The 19,031-nt window shown below is 72.1% G+C and carries 18 protein-coding genes and 1 tRNA gene; 8 read left to right on the top strand and 11 right to left on the bottom strand.

The features are described from left to right. Position 1: 1 nt before the first annotated feature. The 6 genes from H8B08_RS09285 to H8B08_RS09260 all read right to left on the bottom strand — a co-directional run bounded on the left by H8B08_RS09285 (position 2) and on the right by H8B08_RS09260 (position 5,342). Positions 2 to 565 carry a hypothetical protein gene (locus tag H8B08_RS09285; protein ID WP_187449910.1) on the bottom strand — a complete coding sequence of 188 codons (564 nt, stop codon included), beginning with the start codon at positions 563 to 565 and terminating at the stop codon, positions 2 to 4. Between the two features lie 75 nt (positions 566 to 640). Continuing rightward, positions 641 to 1,399, bottom strand: coding sequence for a slipin family protein (locus tag H8B08_RS09280; RefSeq protein WP_187449909.1), 759 nt, complete (start codon positions 1,397 to 1,399; stop codon positions 641 to 643). Then, positions 1,396 to 2,700 carry a nodulation protein NfeD gene (locus H8B08_RS09275; RefSeq protein ID WP_222934388.1) on the bottom strand — a complete coding sequence of 435 codons (1,305 nt, stop codon included), beginning with the start codon at positions 2,698 to 2,700 and terminating at the stop codon, positions 1,396 to 1,398. Before H8B08_RS09275 ends, H8B08_RS09280 begins: the two co-directional genes overlap by 4 nt. 175 nt (positions 2,701 to 2,875) lie before the next feature. Continuing rightward, a complete protein-coding gene (locus tag H8B08_RS09270; protein WP_187449908.1) occupies positions 2,876 to 3,163 on the bottom strand; it encodes a hypothetical protein in 288 nt (95 codons plus the stop codon). A gap of 26 nt (positions 3,164 to 3,189) precedes the next feature. After that, positions 3,190 to 4,770, bottom strand: coding sequence for an alpha-amylase family glycosyl hydrolase (locus H8B08_RS09265; RefSeq protein ID WP_187449907.1), 1,581 nt, complete (start codon positions 4,768 to 4,770; stop codon positions 3,190 to 3,192). A gap of 350 nt (positions 4,771 to 5,120) precedes the next feature. Continuing rightward, positions 5,121 to 5,342: a hypothetical protein gene (locus tag H8B08_RS09260; RefSeq protein ID WP_187449906.1), complete on the bottom strand. Its 222-nt coding sequence runs from the start codon at positions 5,340 to 5,342 to the stop codon at positions 5,121 to 5,123. 96 nt (positions 5,343 to 5,438) lie between these two features. Between H8B08_RS09260 and H8B08_RS09255 the strand changes: the two genes are divergently transcribed. Then, positions 5,439 to 7,139 (top strand): murein L,D-transpeptidase, encoded by a 1,701-nt coding sequence (locus tag H8B08_RS09255; protein WP_370545453.1) that lies wholly within the window; start codon positions 5,439 to 5,441, stop codon positions 7,137 to 7,139. Here the strand turns inward: H8B08_RS09255 and H8B08_RS09250 are convergent. The 3 genes from H8B08_RS09250 to H8B08_RS09240 form a co-directional block, all read right to left on the bottom strand. Further along, entirely contained in the window at positions 7,120 to 7,524 is a 405-nt protein-coding gene (locus H8B08_RS09250; RefSeq protein ID WP_187449904.1) for a DNA breaking-rejoining protein, read from the bottom strand. The two genes, H8B08_RS09255 and H8B08_RS09250, sit on opposite strands and share 20 nt — an antisense overlap. Positions 7,525 to 7,668: 144 nt before the next feature. Beyond that, on the bottom strand, positions 7,669 to 8,103 hold the full coding sequence (locus H8B08_RS09245; protein ID WP_187449903.1) for a hypothetical protein: 435 nt from the start codon (positions 8,101 to 8,103) through the stop codon (positions 7,669 to 7,671). Next, positions 8,103 to 9,293 carry a hypothetical protein gene (locus H8B08_RS09240; protein ID WP_187449902.1) on the bottom strand — a complete coding sequence of 397 codons (1,191 nt, stop codon included), beginning with the start codon at positions 9,291 to 9,293 and terminating at the stop codon, positions 8,103 to 8,105. Before H8B08_RS09240 ends, H8B08_RS09245 begins: the two co-directional genes overlap by 1 nt. 281 nt (positions 9,294 to 9,574) lie before the next feature. Between H8B08_RS09240 and H8B08_RS09235 the strand changes: the two genes are divergently transcribed. The 7 genes from H8B08_RS09235 (at position 9,575) to H8B08_RS09205 (ending at position 16,201) form a co-directional block, all read left to right on the top strand. Next, positions 9,575 to 9,666, top strand: a tRNA-Ser gene (locus H8B08_RS09235). Positions 9,667 to 10,013: 347 nt separating this feature from the next. After that, positions 10,014 to 10,490, top strand: coding sequence for a YkgJ family cysteine cluster protein (locus H8B08_RS09230; RefSeq protein ID WP_187449901.1), 477 nt, complete (start codon positions 10,014 to 10,016; stop codon positions 10,488 to 10,490). Between the two features lie 78 nt (positions 10,491 to 10,568). Next, complete coding sequence (locus H8B08_RS09225; protein WP_187449900.1) at positions 10,569 to 12,083, top strand: undecaprenyl-phosphate glucose phosphotransferase; 1,515 nt, start codon at positions 10,569 to 10,571, stop codon at positions 12,081 to 12,083. Continuing rightward, positions 12,083 to 13,549, top strand: coding sequence for a lipopolysaccharide biosynthesis protein (locus tag H8B08_RS09220; RefSeq protein ID WP_370545448.1), 1,467 nt, complete (start codon positions 12,083 to 12,085; stop codon positions 13,547 to 13,549). Before H8B08_RS09225 ends, H8B08_RS09220 begins: the two co-directional genes overlap by 1 nt. Continuing rightward, entirely contained in the window at positions 13,546 to 14,505 is a 960-nt protein-coding gene (locus H8B08_RS09215) for a glycosyltransferase family 2 protein (protein ID WP_187449899.1), read from the top strand. Before H8B08_RS09220 ends, H8B08_RS09215 begins: the two co-directional genes overlap by 4 nt. Further along, a complete protein-coding gene (locus tag H8B08_RS09210; RefSeq protein ID WP_187449898.1) occupies positions 14,502 to 15,266 on the top strand; it encodes a polysaccharide deacetylase family protein in 765 nt (254 codons plus the stop codon). Before H8B08_RS09215 ends, H8B08_RS09210 begins: the two co-directional genes overlap by 4 nt. Then, the gene (locus H8B08_RS09205; RefSeq protein WP_187449897.1) at positions 15,263 to 16,201 is read left to right on the top strand and encodes a glycosyltransferase family 2 protein; all 939 of its coding nucleotides are present in this window, start codon (positions 15,263 to 15,265) and stop codon (positions 16,199 to 16,201) included. The genes H8B08_RS09210 and H8B08_RS09205 overlap by 4 nt, the downstream gene beginning before the upstream one ends. A gap of 3 nt (positions 16,202 to 16,204) precedes the next feature. Here H8B08_RS09205 and H8B08_RS09200 read toward each other — a convergent pair whose 3' ends face one another. Both H8B08_RS09200 and H8B08_RS09195 read right to left on the bottom strand, forming a co-directional pair. Then, positions 16,205 to 18,205, bottom strand: coding sequence for an AAA family ATPase (locus tag H8B08_RS09200; RefSeq protein WP_187449896.1), 2,001 nt, complete (start codon positions 18,203 to 18,205; stop codon positions 16,205 to 16,207). Between the two features lie 61 nt (positions 18,206 to 18,266). Continuing rightward, the gene (locus H8B08_RS09195; protein WP_187449895.1) at positions 18,267 to 18,974 is read right to left on the bottom strand and encodes a hfsB; all 708 of its coding nucleotides are present in this window, start codon (positions 18,972 to 18,974) and stop codon (positions 18,267 to 18,269) included. Positions 18,975 to 19,031: the final 57 nt, after the last annotated feature.

Here is a 19,031-nt window from a genome sequence, read left to right as displayed (position 1 = left end):
CCTAGTGCGACGGCGCTATGGGGACGGCCCGCGTCGGTGCGGCGGGCGGCTTGCAGCCGGCCTTCTCGCCGACGCCCTTCAGGTAGCCCCGGCGCACCGCCCCGGCGACGACCGCCTGCTCCACCTTGGCGGCGTGGGCGGAGGCGCCGGTCACCTGGCGAATGGCGCCGCGGAACGGGATCCAACCGGTGGACAGGCCGCGAACCGCGCCTTCGACGATTTCCATAGTCGGGTTCTCGTCGCCCTTGGCCGGTTCGACGTCGAGGTCGGCGCCGAGGGCGGCGTCCAGCGCTTCGATCTCCTTCGTCAGGCCTTCGCAGTCGAGCGGCGGCGCCCGGTAGGTGTCGGCCCGCGCGTCGAGCAGGACCTTGGGGACCTCGACTTTCTGGATGTTGAAGTCCTGCAGCGGCTGGGTGGCCGCGCCGGCCATCTCGGTCAGGTCCGTTTCGTGTGCGCCGCCGGGCAGCCCCTTCGGCAACGGCGTCGTCGCGCAGGCCGACACCGTCAGCACGACGGAGACCGCCGCCATCGCCCGCGTCGCGCGTCCCCATCGTGGGGTGTGCATCGCCGTCTCCTGGTGGGCCCGAAGACCCTTGCCTGGAAAAAACACTCGACGGTGCAGGTGGTTGCGCCTGAAAGCTCAGGTCTTGGACGCGTGCCGCCCGAGGCCCTCGATCATCTCGATCGGCAGGGGGAAGACGACGGTCGTGTTCTTGTCGACGCCGATATCCTGCAGGGTCGAGAAGTAGCGCAGCTGCATGGCCCCCGGCTGCTTGGCCAGCACGCCGGCCGCCTCGGCCAGGGTGTCCGCGGCCTGGCGCTCGCCAAGGGCGTTGATCACACGCGCGCGCCGGGCCCGCTCGGCCTCGGCCTGGCGGGCGATGGCGCGGATCATGCTCTCGTTGATGTCGACGTGCTTGATCTCGACGTTGGCGACCTTCACGCCCCAGGCCACGGTCTGGCTGTCGAGGATTTCGCGGACGTCGTGGTTCAGCTTGTCCCGCTCGGCCAGCATCTCGTCCAGCTCGTGCTTGCCCAGCACCGAGCGCAGCGTGGTCTGCGACAGCTGGCTGGTGGCGAACAGGAAGTCCTGCACCTGGATGATCGCCTTGTCCGGGTCGATCACCCGGAAATAGACCACGGCCGAAACCTTCACCGAGACGTTGTCGCGCGAGATCACGTCCTGGCTGGGCACGTCCAGCACGACGGTCCGCAGGCTGACCTTCACCATTTGCTGCACGATCGGGATCAGCAGGATCAGGCCCGGCCCTTTCACCCCGGTGTAGCGGCCGAGCGTGAACACCACGCCGCGCTCGTATTCCCTCAGGATGCGGATCGCCTGCAGCAGCAGCATCACCGCCAGCACGGCGATCACCAGGACGACGAACAGGGCGATCATTGGGGGCTCCGGGGCTCGGGTTCGACGGTGAGGGTCAGACCGTCGCGGCTGGTCACGCGCGCGGCCTGGCCGGGCGCGAGCGGGGATTTCGCGTGGGCGCGCCAGTCCTCGCCCTCGACCCGGACGGTGCCCTGGGTTCCGGACCAGCGGAGCACCTCGGCTGGCGCGCCGATCAGGGCCTTGCCCCCGGTCCTCACCCGCAGGCGCCGGCTGCGTACGGCGGCGCCGATGACCACGAGGAAGAAGGCGAGGCTCACGCCCACGCCGACCAGGATGACGCCCGGCGACAGGCGGTATTCCGGGCCGGCCGCCCGGAACAGCATCAGCGAGCCGAGCGCCAGGGCGACCGTGCCGCCGGCCGCGCAGGCCCCGGACGGCGCGTGCGCCTCGGCGACCAGCAGGCCGATGCCGATGACGATCAGGCCCAGGCCCGCATAGCTCACCGGCAGCAGGTTCAGAGCGAACAGGCCGACCACGAGCGCGATGGCGCCGACGACCCCGGGGCCGACCGTCCCCGGGGTCAGGAACTCGAAGATCAGGCCGTATACGCCGACCAGCAGCAGCAAGTAGGCGATGTTCGGGTTGGTGATCACGCCCAGGAAGCGCGAGCGCCAGTCCGGCTCGACGGCGACCACCCGAGCGCCGGCGGTCTTCAGTACGAAGAGCTGGCCGTTCAGCTTGACGGTGCGCCCGTCGGCCTGGGCCAGCAGGTCGGGCACGTCGCGGGCGACGATCTCCACCACGTCCTGCTTCAGGGCCTCGTCGGCGGTCAGGGTGGCCGCCTCGCGCACGGCCCGCTCGGCCCACTTGGCGTTGCGGCCCTGCAGGGCGGCCAGCGAGGTCAGGTAGGCGGCCGCGTCGTTGACGACCTTGGACGTCTCGGCGTCGGCGGCCGGGGGCTTCGTCTCCCCCTCGCCCGCTCCGCCGCCCAGCGGCGAGCCGCCGCCGCCGATCTGGACCGGGGTGGCGGCGCCGAGGTGCGTGCCCGGCGCCATGGCCGCCAGATGGCTGGCGTAGAGGATGTAGGTCCCGGCGCTGGCCGCGCGCGCGCCCGAAGGAGCGACGTAGGTCGCCACCGGCACGGGCGAGGCCAGGATGTCGTGAACGATGTCGCGGGTGGAGGATTCAAGCCCGCCCGGCGTGTCCAGGCGGATGATCACCAGCGCGGCGTTGCGCGCGGCGGCGGTCTTCATCCCATGCTCGAGGTACTCGGCCGTCGCGGGCCCGATCGCCCCGTCGACCTCCAGTTCGACGACGGGGGCTCCGGCGGGCTGGGCCAGGGCGGCTGACGTCGCGGCCAAGCCGAGCACGAGGCCGAACAGGGCCGCCCCGAGCTTCCAAAGCGTCGGTGTTTTCCGCCCCCGGACCGGACCTCGCCGGGTCCCCACGGTCGGCGCTCCTTCGCCGCGTCGTTCGCGGCCGGACTACGTCCAGATAACCCCCGCGCCGGGCGAAGGGTTCGGCCGGTAGGGCGGGTTAGAAGCCGTGAGCGGCCAGCGCCGCGGTCACGCTGTCGCGTACGCCCGCCGCCCGGAAGGGGAAGGCGCGCAGGAAGTCGTCGCGGGCGAAGGGCGGCGCGCGGCGGCGCACCGACTGCGCCCACCGTTCCGCCTCGGCTGGATCGCCGTTCAGGGTGTGAGCGGCCACCGCGATCATCTCGATCAGCGCATGCGCGCCGGGCGACAGGCCGGCCTGCTCGGCCCAGCGGGCGGCCTCCCCCGGCTCCTCGCGCACCAGGTGGGAAAAGGCGCGCACGCCCAGCATGCCGTAGCGCCGCGGGTCCAGCGGGCTCAGCCCACGGGTTCGAGGATCACGCCTTCGTCGGGGGCCAGCCGCAGGTCGGCCTGCGCCAGCGTCGCCCCCTCCTCCCGGCCGGCGGTGGACAGCAGCACGCGCGCCCCGGCCAGGTCGGGGCGATGCAGGCGCTGCGGCTCCGCGCCGAAGTTCAAGGCCACCACCAGCCGCTCGGCCCCGGCCCGGCGCTCGAAAGCGAACACCTCGCCGGCCACCGCCAGCGGGGCCCAGGCGCCCCCATGCAGGGCCGGACGCGCGCGGCGCAGGGCCAGCAGACGCCGGTAGAGGTTCAGAAGCGAGCCGGGATCAGCGCCGGCGGCCGCCACGTTGCGCGTGCGCCAGTCCGGGCTGAGGGGCAGCCAGGGGGCGGCCGTGCTGAACCCCGCGTTGGTCGATCCGTCCCACTGCATGGGCGTGCGCGACGGGTCGCGCCCGAAGGCCGGTTCGTTCTTGCCCCAGGGGTCCTGCACCGCCTCGGCCGGCACCGGCACGCGGCCCAGGCCCAGCTCGTCGCCGTAGTAGAGGGTCGGCGTGCCCCGCAGCGTGGTCAGCAGCATGGCCGCCACCCGCGCCTGACGCTCGCCCGCACGCGCCGCCACGCGGAGCCGGTCGTGGTTGGACAGCACCCAGTTCGGCCATCCGCCGTCGGGCAGGGCCGCCTCGTAGGCCTCGACCAGGGCGGCGACCGCGTCCGCCCGCCAGGCGGTCTCCAGCAGCAGGAAGTTGAACGGCAGGTGCGCGCCCGCCAGATCGCGCCCGTAGTAGGTCACCAGCCGTTCCAGCGGCAGGTAGATCTCGCCGATCAGCACCCGGTCGGGAAACTCGTCGACCACCCGGCGCAGCTCGGCCACCACGTCGTGCACCTCGGCCTGGTCGGCCGAGAACAGCGGCAGCAGCCGCTCCTCCTGCGGCCGGTCGGCGGTCCAGGCGGGATTGACGGGATCGTCGCGGAAGTCGGCGTCCTTGATCAGCCGCCACAGCACGTCGACGCGGAAGCCGTCGACCCCGCGCCGCATCCAGAAGCGCAGCACGTCGTACATGGCCGCCCGCACGCGCGGATTGCGCCAGTTCAGGTCCGGCTGCTCGCGCAGGTAGGAGTGCAGGTAGTACTGGCCGCTGGCCGGATCGAAGGTCCAGGCCGGGCCGCCGAAGCTGCTCAGCCAGTTGTTCGGCGGGCCGCCGCCCGGCGCCGGATCGCGCCAGACGTACCAGTCGCGCCGCGGGTTCTCGCGCGAGGCCAGCGCCTCCACGAACCACGGGTGGCGCTCGGACGTATGGTTGGGGACGAAGTCCATGATCAGCTTCAGGCCCAGCGCCCGCGCCTCGGCCGCCAGGGCGTCGAACTGGTCCAGGTCGCCGAACAGCGGGTCGATCCCGCAGTAGTCGGCCACGTCGTAGCCGAAGTCGGCCATGGGCGAGGGAAACACCGGCGACAGCCAGATCGCGTCGATCCCCAGCTCCGCCAGATAGGGCAGCCGCCGGCGCAGGCCGGCCAGGTCCCCCACCCCGTCGCCGTCGCCATCCTGGAACGAGCGCGGATAGACCTGGTAGATCACGCCGCTTCGCCACCAGCTCATCCGCCCGCCTCCGGTCTCGCCGGAAGGAAAGCTCCATGGCTTCGCCGGTTCCACCGCGCGTCATGGCGACGGTTTGGCGATGACCGAGGGTACACGAAGAACTCGGACGTCATGGGCAGATCTACAAAGATCATCCCGCGGCCCCGCTAGTTCTTGCGGGCGAATTCTACGGTAACGCCAGAGCAGATAATGCGCGACGGCGGGAACACCTTAAGGGACGCCTCGGTTTTTCGGCTCGCCTTTGCGTAGTTCATTGGAGGCTGTCGAATGAATATCAAGCTTGCTCTCGCCGCGGCCGCCGCTGCGGCCCTCGCCACGGGCGCCGTCGCGGTCGCGCAGTCGTCCTCGACCTACGGCCAGACGCCGTCGCCTACCCAGTCGGGCCGCACCACGACCGGCACGACCGGCACAGCCACGTCGCCGAGCGCCACGACGCGCTCGACCACGCCTGAGTCGTCGACCACCACGCCGTCCAGCCGGATGATGACGCAAACGACCCCGGCCGAGCCGTCCGACACCGGCACGGCCACCACCACCACGCCGTCCAGCCGGACGACGACCGGCGCGACCACGACCCGAGGCTACGAGACGACCCAGCCGTCGAGCCGGATGATGACCAGCACGACGGAGGAAGAGCAGGCCCGGATGCGCCGCGCCGGAGAGCGGGGCTGACCACGCCGCCTCGCGGCGACATTGACGCTCATAACGCTTCCGACCGACCGCGGTCCGCGAAGCCGGTCCGGGGTGCGACCCTGGCCGGCGCGCTGGCCGCGGTCGCGCTGTCGGTCGCGGCCCTGCCGGGCTGCGTCGGGCACGCGGTCCAGACCGTCGCCAACCCCGCCGGCCCCGGCCTGCGCGCGGCGCTGGGCGATGCCGACGCCGACCGCGAGCTGGCGGAGGCCTACCGCGCCCGCAACTGGCGCCCGATCTGGTGGGACGGCGCGCGTCCGCGACCGGCGGCCGCCGCCCTGCTCCGCGTCCTGGCGGACGCCGGCGCCGACGGGCTGGATCCGGAGCGCTACGGGACCGACGAACTCGCCGCGGTGATGAAGGCGGCCGAGGCCGGCGGCCCCGCCGAACGCGCCCGCGCCGACGTGCGCCTGACCCGCGCCTACGCCGACTACGTCGTCGACCTGCACCGGCCCAGGGCCGACGCCGCGCTGTTCGTCGCCGATCCCGCCGCCGCCCCGGCGCCGCCGACGCGCGCGGCCGTGCTGGCCGACCTGGCCAAGGCGCCGGATCTCGCCGGCCAGCTCGCGGCGTCGCGTCGGATGAACCCCGTCTATGAAGACCTGCGTCGCGCGCTTCAGGCCCATCGCGCGCTCTGGAGCGGCCTGCCGCAGGCCGGCGTCCCGACCGGTCCGACCCTGACCCAAGGCGCCGAAGGGCCGCGGGTCGCGGCCCTGCGACGGCGCCTGGGCCTGCCCGGCCACGGCCCCTACGATCCGGTGCTGGCCGAGGCCGTCCGCGAGTTCCAGGCCAGCCACGGCCTGCCCCAGACCGGCGAAGCGGACGCACAGACGATCGGCGCCCTGAACCGGGGCTTCGCCCATGACGAACAGCTGATCCTGGCCAATCTGGAGCGCGCCCGCGCCCTGCCCGCCGACCCCGGGCGGCGGTTCCTGGTGGTCGACGTCGGGGCCGCGCGTCTGGCCCTCTACGAGAACGGCCATGTCGCCGACAGCATGCGCGTCGTGGTCGGCAAGCCCGCCCAGCCCACACCCGCGCTGGCCGGCATGGTCCGCTACGCGGTCTTCGAGCCCTACTGGAATGTGCCCGAGGACTTGGCCCGCACCGGGGTCGCCGCCCACGTGCTCAGCGAGGGGGTGGGTTATCTGGAGCGGCAGCGCATGGAGCTGCTGTCCGACTGGAGCGACGACGCCCACGTGATCGCGCCCTCCGAGGTCGACTGGCCGGCGGTCGCGGCCGGGCGGCGGTCCCTGCGCGTGCGCCAGCTGCCGGGCCCCGGCAACATGATGGGCCAGGTCAAGCTGATGTTCCCCAACCCGTACGGCGTCTATCTGCACGACACGCCGGCCAAGGAGCTGTTCGGCAAGGCGCAGCGCAACTTCAGTTCCGGCTGCGTGCGCCTGGAGGACGCGCCCCGGCTGGCGCGGCGGCTGTTGGGGCCGGCCGCGCCGGCGATCGCGTCCGGGGGCGTTCCCGAACAGCGCGTCGACCTGGCCGAGCCGGTGCCGGTCTACATCCTGTACCTGACCGCCGCGCCCGGCAGCTGGGGCGTGGAGTTCCGGCCCGACGTCTACGGCCGCGACCCGGCCCTGGTCGCCGCCCTCGCCCGCCCGTCGGCGCCGTCCGTGCGGACGGCCGCGGCGCCGGCGGATCCGCAGCTCATCCAGACGCGCCGATAGCCAGACGATAGTCGGCCTTCTCGCCCCGGCGCGCGGCGTTGCGCATCAGATAGACCTGGACCGTGTAGTCGCCGCCGGCCAGCACCTTGCCCTGAAACGTGTCGCCCGAGACCGGGCCGACGAACATGGCCTCGGTCGCGCCCGGCGCCAGCAGGTTGAAATAGGCCGACGCGTTGTCCGAGACCAGGCGCACCGCCAGGGTCTGGCCGGCCCGCACGTTCACCAGGTAGCGCACGCTCTCGTAGCCCGAGACCCGGCCCTGCAGCAGGGTCGACGAAGCCCCGGGCAGGAAGGTCACCCGCTCGGTGCGCACGCCGGCGTCGGCGGCGATGCAGGGGGCCGCCGCCAGGATCGCGAGCACGGCCGGGGCGGATCGAAGGGGCATGCCGGGCTCCCGTTGTACACCTATGGCCGTCCAACGGCGTCAGCCCCGCCCCGTTCCGCCGAGGCGCCACCCGATCCGGCCCCGGGCGCGGCTCGTCCCGGCTTCATCCGACGGACGCGACCGGGACTGGGCCACGCCCTCAGGTCAGGCCGCCGCCACCGGCTCCTTGGCGCCGGGTTCGCCGGAGTGGACCTGGTGGTCGAAGTACCAGCGCACGTTGCTGAACCGCGGATGCTCGGCCAGCGCCCGCGCGAGCTTGGTCATGATCTCCTGATAGGCCGGGTGATAGCCCAACGCCTTGCCGAAGAACGTCCGGTCGTCGACGACGACCAGGTACTCCTCGATCAGCGTCACCTGGCACCACAGCCCCCGCTCCTTGTAACGGAAACTGAACTGCCACCCGTGCTCGTGGGCGTAGGTCACAGGCTCCATCGCGCAGCCGAGCCCCTCCAGCACCGCATGGATCGCCTCGGCGACGCTCTTGCCGCCGTACTGCACGATGTCGTGCTCGTCCTCGATCTGATCCTCCGGCAGGTCCGAAGCGAACTCGGCCCACCGCCTCACCGTCACGCCCCCCATCACTCGCCCTCCTCGTCTGTCAGCATGTCGCCGAAGTCACCCAGCAATCCGAGTTCGACCAGGCCGAGCCCGAGCTCACGCGCCGCGATGGGTCGGCCATGCCAGTTGCGCCCGAGCTCGCCGTACTTCGTCAGCCCCATCCTTTTCCCACTCCAGCCCCGTTGGCCCACCCATTTGGGAAGCCGGCCGCCGAAGAAGTCCTCGTCCACCTTGAAGTGCAGAACGTTCTGCTGGCCTTTGTCGAAGCCGACCGGCTTCAGCACGTTCAGGGAGTGATCAAGGATTTCCCTTGGAAAAGGTCCCCCGCCGAGGAACTTCGGGAGCAGGTCGCTTTGCCTGATGAAGGCGTGGTGTCCCTGGCCGACGTCCGGCAGCGCCCAGTTTTCGGCGAACTTCGGCTCAAGTCCTTCGGCGGCGTACTTGGCGAGCCGCTCCGCTCTGGTCATCCGCCCCATCTTCGCGACTTCGCTCAGCCCCTTCAGCTCGGCGCCCCCGTACAGCAGCGACCCGACATCGAGAGCCAACTCGCCCTGCTTCCTTCCCATCGGCGCGACCCTCACGATCTCACCCAGGGCCGTGTCCGCGCGGGGCGTCGCCGCCGGGTCGATCCCGACGTACCAATCGTGCACCCCCTTCTTGATGTCGTCGCCGATCCTCCCCGGATCAGCACGCCGACTGTCGACGTATGCGCCAAGCTGCTCCTTCAGCTCTGCCGTCGCGATCGCAAGTCCGAGCGCCTGCCGTAGGGCTTCGTCGCGATTTGGCCCGACGAGGGTCTCCAGAGGGTGTGCCGCCAAATTGATCAGAGGGGCGGCCTCGACCAGTCCTGTCGCGCTGTCCCACATGCTTCGGGCGGCGCCATATGGGCGCGCGGCTTGCATCGTCGCATAGCTCGCCACCTCTCGGACCAGAGGGTTGCGATTGAGCTCGCCGATGAGGCGATCGACCCTCGGCGCCACAGGCGTCGTCGGCTGCACGCGGTTCCCCACCGCGACTGGCCGCTTGGCGCGCGGGGCGGGCGTAGTCCTTCGGCTGGCTTCCCGATCCGCCAACAACTTGGCGACCGCCACCGCTTGTGCCCCGGGTGTCATCAGGCTCAGCACCGCCGGCGCATACCGGCGCGCTTCGTTCAGCGCGGTTCCAAACCAATCTTCCTGCCTCTGTCGCTTCGCCGGTGCCGGGTTCGCCATTCCTGTTCGTCGCCGCCTTATGTCGTGCCCGCGCCCAAATTGCGCAGCTTGGAGCGTCGCACGAGAACGGCGTTACGGCAAGAACAAAAACAGAACAAATCGCATCGGTCGAGCTAAAGGCACGCCTGACGTCGCCCGGGTCGCGGCAGACTTTTGCCGCGGTTGGGTCTCCCTGGAGGTTTCCATTAACCCGCCGTCCGCACCGCGCCTGGGGAAAAACCTCCACAGCCCCCGAGGCTTCCGTTGCCATCCCAAACCGAACAGGCTATCCGGATCGCGCCGGAGACGTGGCCGAGTGGCTGAAGGCAACGGTTTGCTAAATCGTCATACCCCCTAAAGGGTATCGAGGGTTCGAATCCCTCCGTCTCCGCCACTGCTTCCCGCTAAATCGCGAGCGATGTGACCGCGTGGCCCCGCGCCACGCCATCGTCGCCGCCGTCGCCACGCGTGCGTCGCGAAACGAGGCGAGCTCCGCGCCCCATCCCCACTTCAGGTTGCGATGAGGGCGGGCCCTGGCCTCGCGCCGCAATCTGCTTACTCGCCAGCAAACATTATGGCCGCTTTGCGGCCAATCTGCGGCGCATCCAACATTCTACAGGTCAGCATCCTGTATTCGGGCAGTTTCGTCTCGGCGACTCACGTTGACTCCCTGAACCTTACGAGTCTGTAATCCGATCAACCGTGGGGGCGGGGATCGATGTTCAGACTCTGGAGTATACGATGAGCGGGTCGGCCGGCGCGGCCGCCCGGGAATGCGGCGCATGCAACCTGTGCTGCAAGCTGCTGGGGATTTCCGATCCGCAGCTGAAAAAACCCGCCGACACCTGGTGCCCGCACGTGAAGAAGGGCGCCGGCTGCGGGATCTACGAGACCCGCCCGATGCAATGCCGGGCCTTCGTGTGCGGCTGGCTGGCCGGGGCGCTGGACGGTCACTGGCGCCCGGACCGCAGCAAGATGATCCTGTCGTCGACCGACCGGCCGGACGTGCTGCTCGTGCACGTCGACCCGGCGCACGCCGGCCGCTGGCGCGAGCCGCGCTACCTGAACGACTTGAAGGCCCTGTCCCGGCGCGGGACCACGGTGCTGATCGGGGCCGGGGCGGACTCGGCGCAGATCATGGCCTTCACCGGCGAGGTGATCGAACGGCGCCGCCGTCCGGAGCTGTTCGAACCGCAGGGCGCGCAGGCTTCGGCGTGATCGGAAGGCGCGAGCGCCGCTCGCCTGTTGCACGAGCTTTGCAAGCCTGAGGCGCGATAGCTCGTTTTCGGACAGTTGATGCCCGTCGTCGCCCGCAAGCTCGTCCCCGCCAACGATTCCGCGCCGCTGGAAGCCGCCGATCCGAAGGAGCGCCGCGGCCCGTTCCGGCCGGGCCGGCTGGTCTCGTCGCGCGCGCGCCAGAGCGGGGCGCAGGCGGTCGCCATGTTCCGCGCGGTCGACACGACCGTGCTGGCCGCCCTGGCCCTGGCCGGCGCGGCGACCGCCCTGCCCGCCCCGCTGTCCCAGGCGCCTGTGGCCCAGGCAGCGCCCTTCGTAATGGCGCTGGCCTTCACGCTGTGGGCGCTGAAGAGCCTGGACCTGTACGGCTTCGGCGGCCGTAAGCGCCGCGTCCCCCACCTGGCGCGGCTGGTCGGCGCCTTCGCCCTGGCCGGCGTCCTGACCGGTTTCGGCTCGGCCCTGCTGGGCGCGGACGCCGTGGTGCTGAAAAGCGTGCTGGCCGGCTTGGCGCTCAGCTTCCTGACCGTCCACGCCCTGCACATGACCTGGTGGGGCCTGGTCCAGCGCTGGCGCACGGAGGGCAAGCTGACACCCAACGTCGTCGTCGTCGGCGCCACGCGTCACGCCGAGCGGCTGATCCGCGACGCGCTGGAACGGCGCGAGGTCAACATCATCGGCGTGTTCGACGACCGGCTGGCGCGCGCGCCGGGCGCGGTGGCCGGCGTGCCGGTGCTGGGCGACACCCAGGCCCTGCTCGACCATCGTCTGCTTCCCTATGTCGACCGCGTGGTGGTGGCGCTGGACCCGTCGGCTCGCACCCGCGTGCGCCAGGTGGTCGAGCGCCTGCGCGTGCTGCCGAACGAAGTCTCCCTCCTGGTCGATCTGGAGGACGCCGAGGGCCGCGACGCCGCCTTGTCCAAGCTCGCCAATGCGCCGCTGGCCAAGCTGTCGGGCGCGCCGGAGGACGAGCGCCGCGCTTTCGCCAAGCGGATCCAGGACCTGGTGATCGGTGGGGTCGCGCTGGTCCTTCTGGCCCCGGTGCTGGCCGTGATCGCGCTCTTGGTGCGGCTGGACAGCCCGGGCCCGGTGTTCTTCCGCCAGCGCCGCCACGGCTTCAACAACGAAGAGATCGTGGTCTGGAAGTTCCGCTCCATGCGCCACGAGGCGGCCGATGCGCGCGCCGAGCGCCAGGTCGTCGCCGACGACGACCGCGTCACCCGTCTGGGCCGGTTCCTGCGTAAAACCAGCCTGGACGAGCTGCCGCAGCTTCTGAACGTGCTGAAGGGCGAGATGAGCCTGGTCGGCCCGCGCCCGCACGCGGTCGGCATGAAGACCGGCGAGACCGAGAGCGCGCAACTGGTGGCCGAGTACGCCTGGCGCCACCGCATGAAGCCCGGCATGACCGGCTGGGCCGCGGTCAACGGCTCGCGCGGCCCTCTCCACGACGCCGCCGACGTGCGCCGGCGCGTGGCGCTGGACGTCGACTACATCGAGCGCCAGTCGTTCTGGCTGGATCTCTGGATCATGCTGGTCACCGTGCCGTGCCTGCTGGGCGACCGCGAGGCGATCCGCTGATGCGCGCCATGTTCTGGAGAGGCGTGTGGGGCTACCTGCCGGCCAACGCCGTGCAGGGCCTGGTGGGCCTGGGCTCCATCGTCGTCTTCACCCGCCTGCTGACGCCGGAGGAGTACGGCCGCTACGCCCTGGCCTTCTCGGTGCTGGTGCTCGCGCATACGAGCGTGTTCACCTGGCTGGAGGCGGCCATGGCCCGCTTCTGGGCGGCCGAGCGCGACGAGGGCCTGAGCGCGCACTTCGCCACCCTGTACCGGACCTTCTTCGCCCTTACCGTCCCGTTCGCGCTGGTCGCCGGCCTGGCGCTGTGGCTGTGGCCCGCCGCCCCGGCCCTGAAGGGCGCCGTCGCCGCAGCGCTCGGGACCGTGATCGCCAAGTGCCTGGTCCAGCTGGCCCGCGAACGCCGCCGGGCGGCGGGCGAAGTCGCGTCCGCCTCTCTGCTCGACATGGCCCAGACCGCCGGCGGCTTCCTGCTGGGCGCGGGCTTGGCGGCCGCCGGTCTCGGCGCCCGCGGTCCGCTGCTGGGCCTGTTGCTGGGCGCCCTGCTGCTGGTCCCGTTCTGCCTGCCGCGTGAGCTTTCGTTCGCCAAGGGCGGCGGCTTCGAACCTGCCCGTGCGCGAGCCTACGCCGCCTACGGCCTGCCGGTCTCGGCCTCGCTGATCCTGGCGCTCGGCCTGGCCAGCCTGGACCGGTTCCTGATCGCGGGCTTCCTGGACGCGGGCGCGGTGGGCGCCTACCACGCCGCCTACACCCTGGCGAACCGCACGCTTGACGTCCTGTTCGTCTGGCTGGGCGCCGCCGGCGGCCCGGCCCTCGTGGCGGCGCTGGAGCGCGGCGGGCGCACCGAACTCGAAAAGACGGCGCGCGAACAGGCCTCGACCATGCTTTTGCTGTGCCTGCCGGCCGCCGCCGGCCTGGCCCTGGTCGCGCGTCCGCTGGCGGAGCTGCTGGTCGGCGAAGGTCTGCGCGCCGCGGCCGCCCAGGTGACGCCCTGGGCCGCCCTGTCGGCGCTGTTCGCCGGCCTGACCACCTACTACTTCCACCAGGCCTTCACGCTGGGCCGACGCACGACGCTGCTGCTGGCGGCCATGGCCGTGCCGGCGGCCGCCAACCTGGCGCTCAACCTGATCCTGCTGCCCCGCTTCGGTCTGGCCGGCGCCGCCTGGGCGGCGGCGGCCAGCTACGCGATCGGCGCGGTCGCCTCCTACGTCATCGGCCGCAAGGCGACCCGCCTGCCCCTGCCCTGGAACACACTGCTACGCTGCGCGTTCGCCACAGCCGCCATGGCCGTCGTCGTCGTCCTGCTGCCCGAGCTCGGAGGCCTGCCTGAACTGATCCTCAAGGCCGGCGCGGGCGTGATCGTCTACGGCGCGTGCGCCTGGGCGCTGGACGCCGGCGGCGTGCGCGAGGCGGCCGCCCGCACCCTCTTCCCCCGTTTCAACGCCTTCCTGTCAGGACGTCCGGCATGACGCGTAAGACCAAGAAGACCGCCACGGCCGAGACCGTCCGCGACAACATCGCCTACGCCGCCGCCCGCCCGGTGCTGTCGGTGCTGGTGCCGTTCCTGCGCGATGATCCGTTGGCCCTGCTGGAGGCGCTGGACCAGGAAGCCGACATCACCCAGGGCGCGGTCGAGGTCGTGCTGCTGGACGACGGCTCGGCCGACGCCGCTCTCGCCGCGCGCGTCGACGCCGGGGTGGCGCGCGCGAAGCTGCCGGTCCGCGTGGTGCGCCTGACCGAGAACGAAGGTCGCGCGCGCGGCCGCAACCGCCTGGCCACCCACGCGCGCGCCGACGTCTTCCTGTTCCTCGACGCCGACATGCGCCCGGACAATCGCCGCTTCCTGCAGGCCTGGCTGGACGTGATCGCGCTCGACGATCCGGCCGTCGCCTTCGGGGGCTTCTCGCTGAAGCACGCCTCGCGTGAGTCCGCCTTCGCCGTGCATCGGGCCATGGCCGAAAAGGCCGAGTGCGTGCCGTGGTACGAGCGCGCCCGGGCGCCGGAGAAGTTCGTTTACACCTCCAACCTGCTGGTCCGCCGCGACGCCTTCCAGGCGGAGGCCTTCGATCGCGACTTCGCCGGCTGGGGCTGGGAAGACGTCGAGTGGGGCATGCGCGTCGCCCGCCGCTTCAGCGTCCGCCATGTCGACATCCCCGCCACCCACCTCGGCCTCGACACGGTCGAGAGCCTGGCCGCCAAATATGAGAGCTCGGTCGGCAACTTCGCGCGCGTGGTGAGCCGCCATCCCGAGGTGGTCCGCGGCTATCCCAGCTATCGCGCGGCTCAGCTGCTGAAGAAGGCCCCTGCCCTGCCGGCCTGGCGCCCGCTGCTGAAGCGAGCGGCACTCGCCCGCCTGTTGCCGACCGCCGCGCGCGCCTTCTCGCTGCGGCTCTACCGCGCCGCGCTCTACGCCGAGGCCGTATGATCCCGCAGGTCTACACCGCCGACGCCTCGCTGAAGGGCAAGCTGCGCCGCCGCTGGAGCCGGCTGGCGCACCGCCGCGCCGTGGCCTCGTCGCCCGCGCGGCCGATGATCAGCTTCAGCTTCGACGACGCGCCGGTCTCGGCCGCCCGCGACGGCGCGCCGATCCTTCGGTCCATGGGCGTGCGCGGCACCTTTTACGTGTGCGCCGGCCTGGCCGGCACGGACGGACCGATGGGGCCCTACACCCAGCGCCACGACATCGAGGCCCTGGTCGAGGCCGGCCATGAGATCGGCTGCCACACCTTCGGCCACCTGGACTGCGGCCAGGCCGACGTCGACGAGGTCGCCCGCGAGGCGCGCAAGAACCGCGAGGCCCTGATGGCCTGGGGGGCGCCGGACCCGACCACCTTCGCCTATCCCTACGGCGACGTCGCGCCGGCCGCGAAGGCGCAATTGGCCCGCGATTACGACGGCTTGCGCGCGCTGCATCCGGGCCTGGTGAAGGCCGGAAGCGACCTGAACCAGCTGCCCGCCGTGGGCGTCGAGGGCCCCGACGGCGAGGCGGTCGCCTGCCGCTGGATGGACCGCGCCGCCGAGCGCGGCGGCTGGCTGATCCTCTACACCCACGACGTGCGCGAGGGCGCGTCGGCCTTCGGCTGCACGCCGCGTGCGCTGGGCCGGCTGGTCGACCGCGCGCTTGAAGCCGGGTTCGAGCCGGTCACCGTGGCCGAAGGCGTTCGCCGCCTGGGCGCGGCCGCATGAACCGCGACGTCGCCATCCTGATCCCGACGCTGCGCCGGCCCGACAGCCTGGCGCGCGCCGTGCGCTCGCTCTCCGGCCAAGCGCCGGAGCGGCTGCGCGAGATCGTGGTGGCCGACAACGATCCGGCCGGATCGGCCCGCGCGACCGTCGACGCCGTGGCGGCCGAGGCCTCCGTACCGGTGATCTACGTGCATGCGCCCAAGCCCGGCGTGGCCACCGCCCGCAACGCTGCGCTGGCCGCCACCGACGCCCCGCTGATCGCCTTCCTCGACGACGATGAGGAGGCCGCCGACGGATGGCTGGCCGCCCTGCTCGACACGCACGAACGGTTCGGCGCCGACGCCACCTTCGGCGCGATCGAGGGCCGCGCGTCCGACGCGAAGCCCTGGCTGCGACCCTATCTGGAAGACTTCTTCTCCCGTCGCGGGCCTGAGGTCGCCGGTCTGGCGGCGGAGCCCTACGGCTGCGGCTGCTCGCTGATGACACGGGCGGTCGCCCTGCCCGGCCCCGCCCCGTTCGACACCTCGGCCGACCAGAGCGGCGGCGAGGACGACAAGCTGTTCGCGGCGCTCGCCGCCCGCGGCGGCCGTTTCGCCTGGGCCCCCGATGCGATGGCCTTCGAGCACGCGCCGGCCCACCGGGCGACCCTGGGCTACGCCCTCAAGCGCGCCTTCGCCTACGGCCAGGGCCCCAGCCAGACCTGCGCCCACGCGCGTGACTGGGCCGGCGTCCTGAAGTGGAGCGCGGTCGGCGCCGTTCAGGCCTGCGTCTGGGGCGTGCTGGCGCTGGCCCTGTGGATCGCCCGCCGCCCGACCCGCGCCCAGGCGCTGGACCGGGCCGCTCGCGGTCTCGGAAAGCTGTGCTGGTTCAACGGTCTGGAGCCGCAGCTTTATGGCGCGGCCGAGCTGCGCCGCGCCGCAGCCGCGCACGCCTGATCGCTACTTCGAGCCGGTCGTCGTGTCGTCGTGCCGGGCGACCGGCACCGCGAAGCCGATGGTCGGCCGTCGGGCCGGCTCCTGCTTCAGGGTCAGCGCCGTCTCCTCGTAGGCGCTCTCCATGTCCTCGGTCACAGAGGGCCGCACCTCGCGCAGCGCCACCTCGAAGCAGCCGGCGTCTATGGTCTCGGCGTCGATCGAACGGTACAGCGCCGTCAGCCCCGCCGCCCGCACCAGGTCACGCAGGTCGGTGCCGGTGAACCGCTCGGTGCGCTCGGCGACGGTCTGCAGGTTGACGTCCTCGGACAACGGTACGTTACGGGTGGCGATCTCCAGTATCTTCCGGCGTGCGTCGACATCGGGCGCCGGCACATAGACCAGCTCCTCCAGCCGGCCGGAGTGCAGCAGGTCCCGCTCCAGGATGGCCGCACGCGCCGTGGCGCCGACCACGACGATGCCCGGCGTCTGGACCAGGGCGTCCATTTCGGCCAGGAGGGCGTTGAGGCCGTGGCGCGCGGCGTTCGGATCCTCCACACCCGCGGCCACCGGATTGGTCAGCCGGTCGACCTCGTCGATGTAGATCAGCGCCGGAGCCACTTCGCGCGCCCGGGCGAACAGGTTGGCGATCAGGTCCGGGACTTGGCGGCCGGTGGACAGCAGCTCCGACACCCCGGCCGACAGGAAGTTGGCGCCCGCCTCGCAGGCGGCCGCGGCGGCCATCATCGACTTGCCGTTGCCCGGCGGGCCGAACAGCAAAAACCCCCGCGGCGGGCGCACGCCCAGACGCGCCAGGGCCTCCGGCCGGGTCAGCGGCAGGACCACGCCCTTGCGCAGGCGGTCCATGGCGGTCTCGTCGGCGCCGATGTCGTCCCATTTGACGGCCGGCGCCTGCACCACGACCTCGTGCAAGGCCGAGGGCTTCACCCGCTTCATGGCTTCCATGAAATCTTCGCGGGCGATCACCGTCGGGCCGGTGCCGCACATGTCCTCGCCGCAGGCGCGGTGGATGGCGTGCAGCGCCGCTTCGCGCACGAACGAGCTGAGATCGCCGATCGAATAGCCCCAGGTGAACCGGGTCAGCTCGTCATAGTCGACGTCCTCGGCCAGAGGGCTGCGGGCCAGGCCGATCTCGAGGAACTCGCGTCGGGCGTCGGGATTGGGAGGCGAGTTGACGATCTCCCGGTCGAGCCGGCCGGGGCGCCGGACCGCCTCGTCCAGCGCTTCGGGCCGCGAGGTCATGCCGACCACCACCACGCGCGCGTCCGGATCCAGCGCGTCCAGCCGCGCCAGGAAGCGCGCTGCTATCCGCCGCTCCGCGTCGGTCGTGGTCCAGTCGCGACGTCGGGCGACCTGATCGAGGTCCGACACCACCACCAGGGTGGGCTCGCCCGGCTTGACCGCTGCGAACGCCTCGTCCAGCTGTCGATCCGCCTCGTTGATGTCGACCGCGTTGAGTTCGGCGCCGCTCACCAGCAGCAGCTTCGCCCCCATGTCGGCCGCGACCGCGCGCGTCAGGCGGCGGGCGCCCGACAGCGGCGCCCCCCGGATCAGCACGCCTCGTGGCGGACGGATGCCGAGCCGCCGGTACATGTCGGGCTGCCGCAGGGGCAGCTCGATCATCTCCCGGATCTGGTTGAGGATCGGCCGAAGCGTCCGCACGTCGTCGTAGATGGCGTCCAGCCCCGGCGTCAGGCTCTCGACGGTCGGTACGGGCCTGTCGCGCACCTCGATCCGGGTCCCGTCGTCGACCTGCACTCGGCCTTCCGGCGTCGTCGCCACGACTTGAAGGCGCACGGGCGGCGCGCGGCCCGGCTCGGCGCGGGCCACGGGGGCCTCGACCAGCTCGCCGGCGCTCACCGGATGGTCGCGCAGGGCCTCACGCACCTGCTCAGGCGCGAAGGTCCGGCCCTCCGCGGTCGCACCGGCGGCGGGCGCCAGCACCACGCGCGCTGCGGGCCGCACCTCGTCGGGCGCGCGGCTGGTCGGACGGTCCTGGTCGGGCATGGCGCTCTCCGCTGCGGTCGCAGGGGAAACGCGCCGAAGGGGGGCCTTGCTCCCGCTTCGTTTAGCCGACGAAGCGGCGCAGGAATTTCGGGGTCTGCACCTGGGCCCGGTTGAAGACCAGGCCGATGCAGCGGCCGCCGGCCTCTTCAATGCGCGTCTTCAGCGCCGAGGCCTGTCGGGCGTCGGTGTCGTCGGCGGCGACCACCAGGACGGTGGCGTCGACCAAGGGCGCGAGCACCTCGGCCGTCTCGGCCCGGTCGGCGGCGGGGCAATCGATCACCACGGTGTCGGCGTGGCGGCGCAGCGCGCTCCAGTAGGTCCCGTCGGAGAGCACCTTCGCGCGGCGGCCCGGCGGCACCAGCTCGACGCTGAAACGGCTCACCCACAACCGTCCGCCCAGCGCCGAGCGCGCCACGGTCAGGCGGCGATCGGCCACCGGCACGCCGTTCCTCGAGCGGATCGGCGGGCGCACCGCGTAGAAGATCGACTGGTCGGGCGTGGCGGACGCCGGCGGGCCGACCCGACCGAACCGCTCGGGCTCGGCGCAGACGGCGTCCAGCTGGCTGGGGTTCTCGAGATCGGCGTCGACCAGCCAGACCGGCTTGCGGGCGCGAACGGCGGCCATGCGCGCGAATTCACGGGCGACGGTCGAGGTGCCCTCGCCCTGGTGCGCGGCCACGAACTGGATGACGCGACCGCCGGCCCCGGCGCCCTGGACGCGCGCCAGAGCGGCCCACAACGCCGCCATTTCAGCCGTCAGATCCACCATCTCGAATCGCCCGTACGCGCGTTCCTGACTTCCGTAGCACAGGCTATGGGATTCGCC

It is taken from the genome of Caulobacter sp. 17J80-11 (genome assembly GCF_014349105.1).
In the GTDB taxonomy this organism is placed as follows: domain Bacteria; phylum Pseudomonadota; class Alphaproteobacteria; order Caulobacterales; family Caulobacteraceae; genus 17J80-11.
This window is presented reverse-complemented; position numbering and strand designations above follow the sequence as displayed.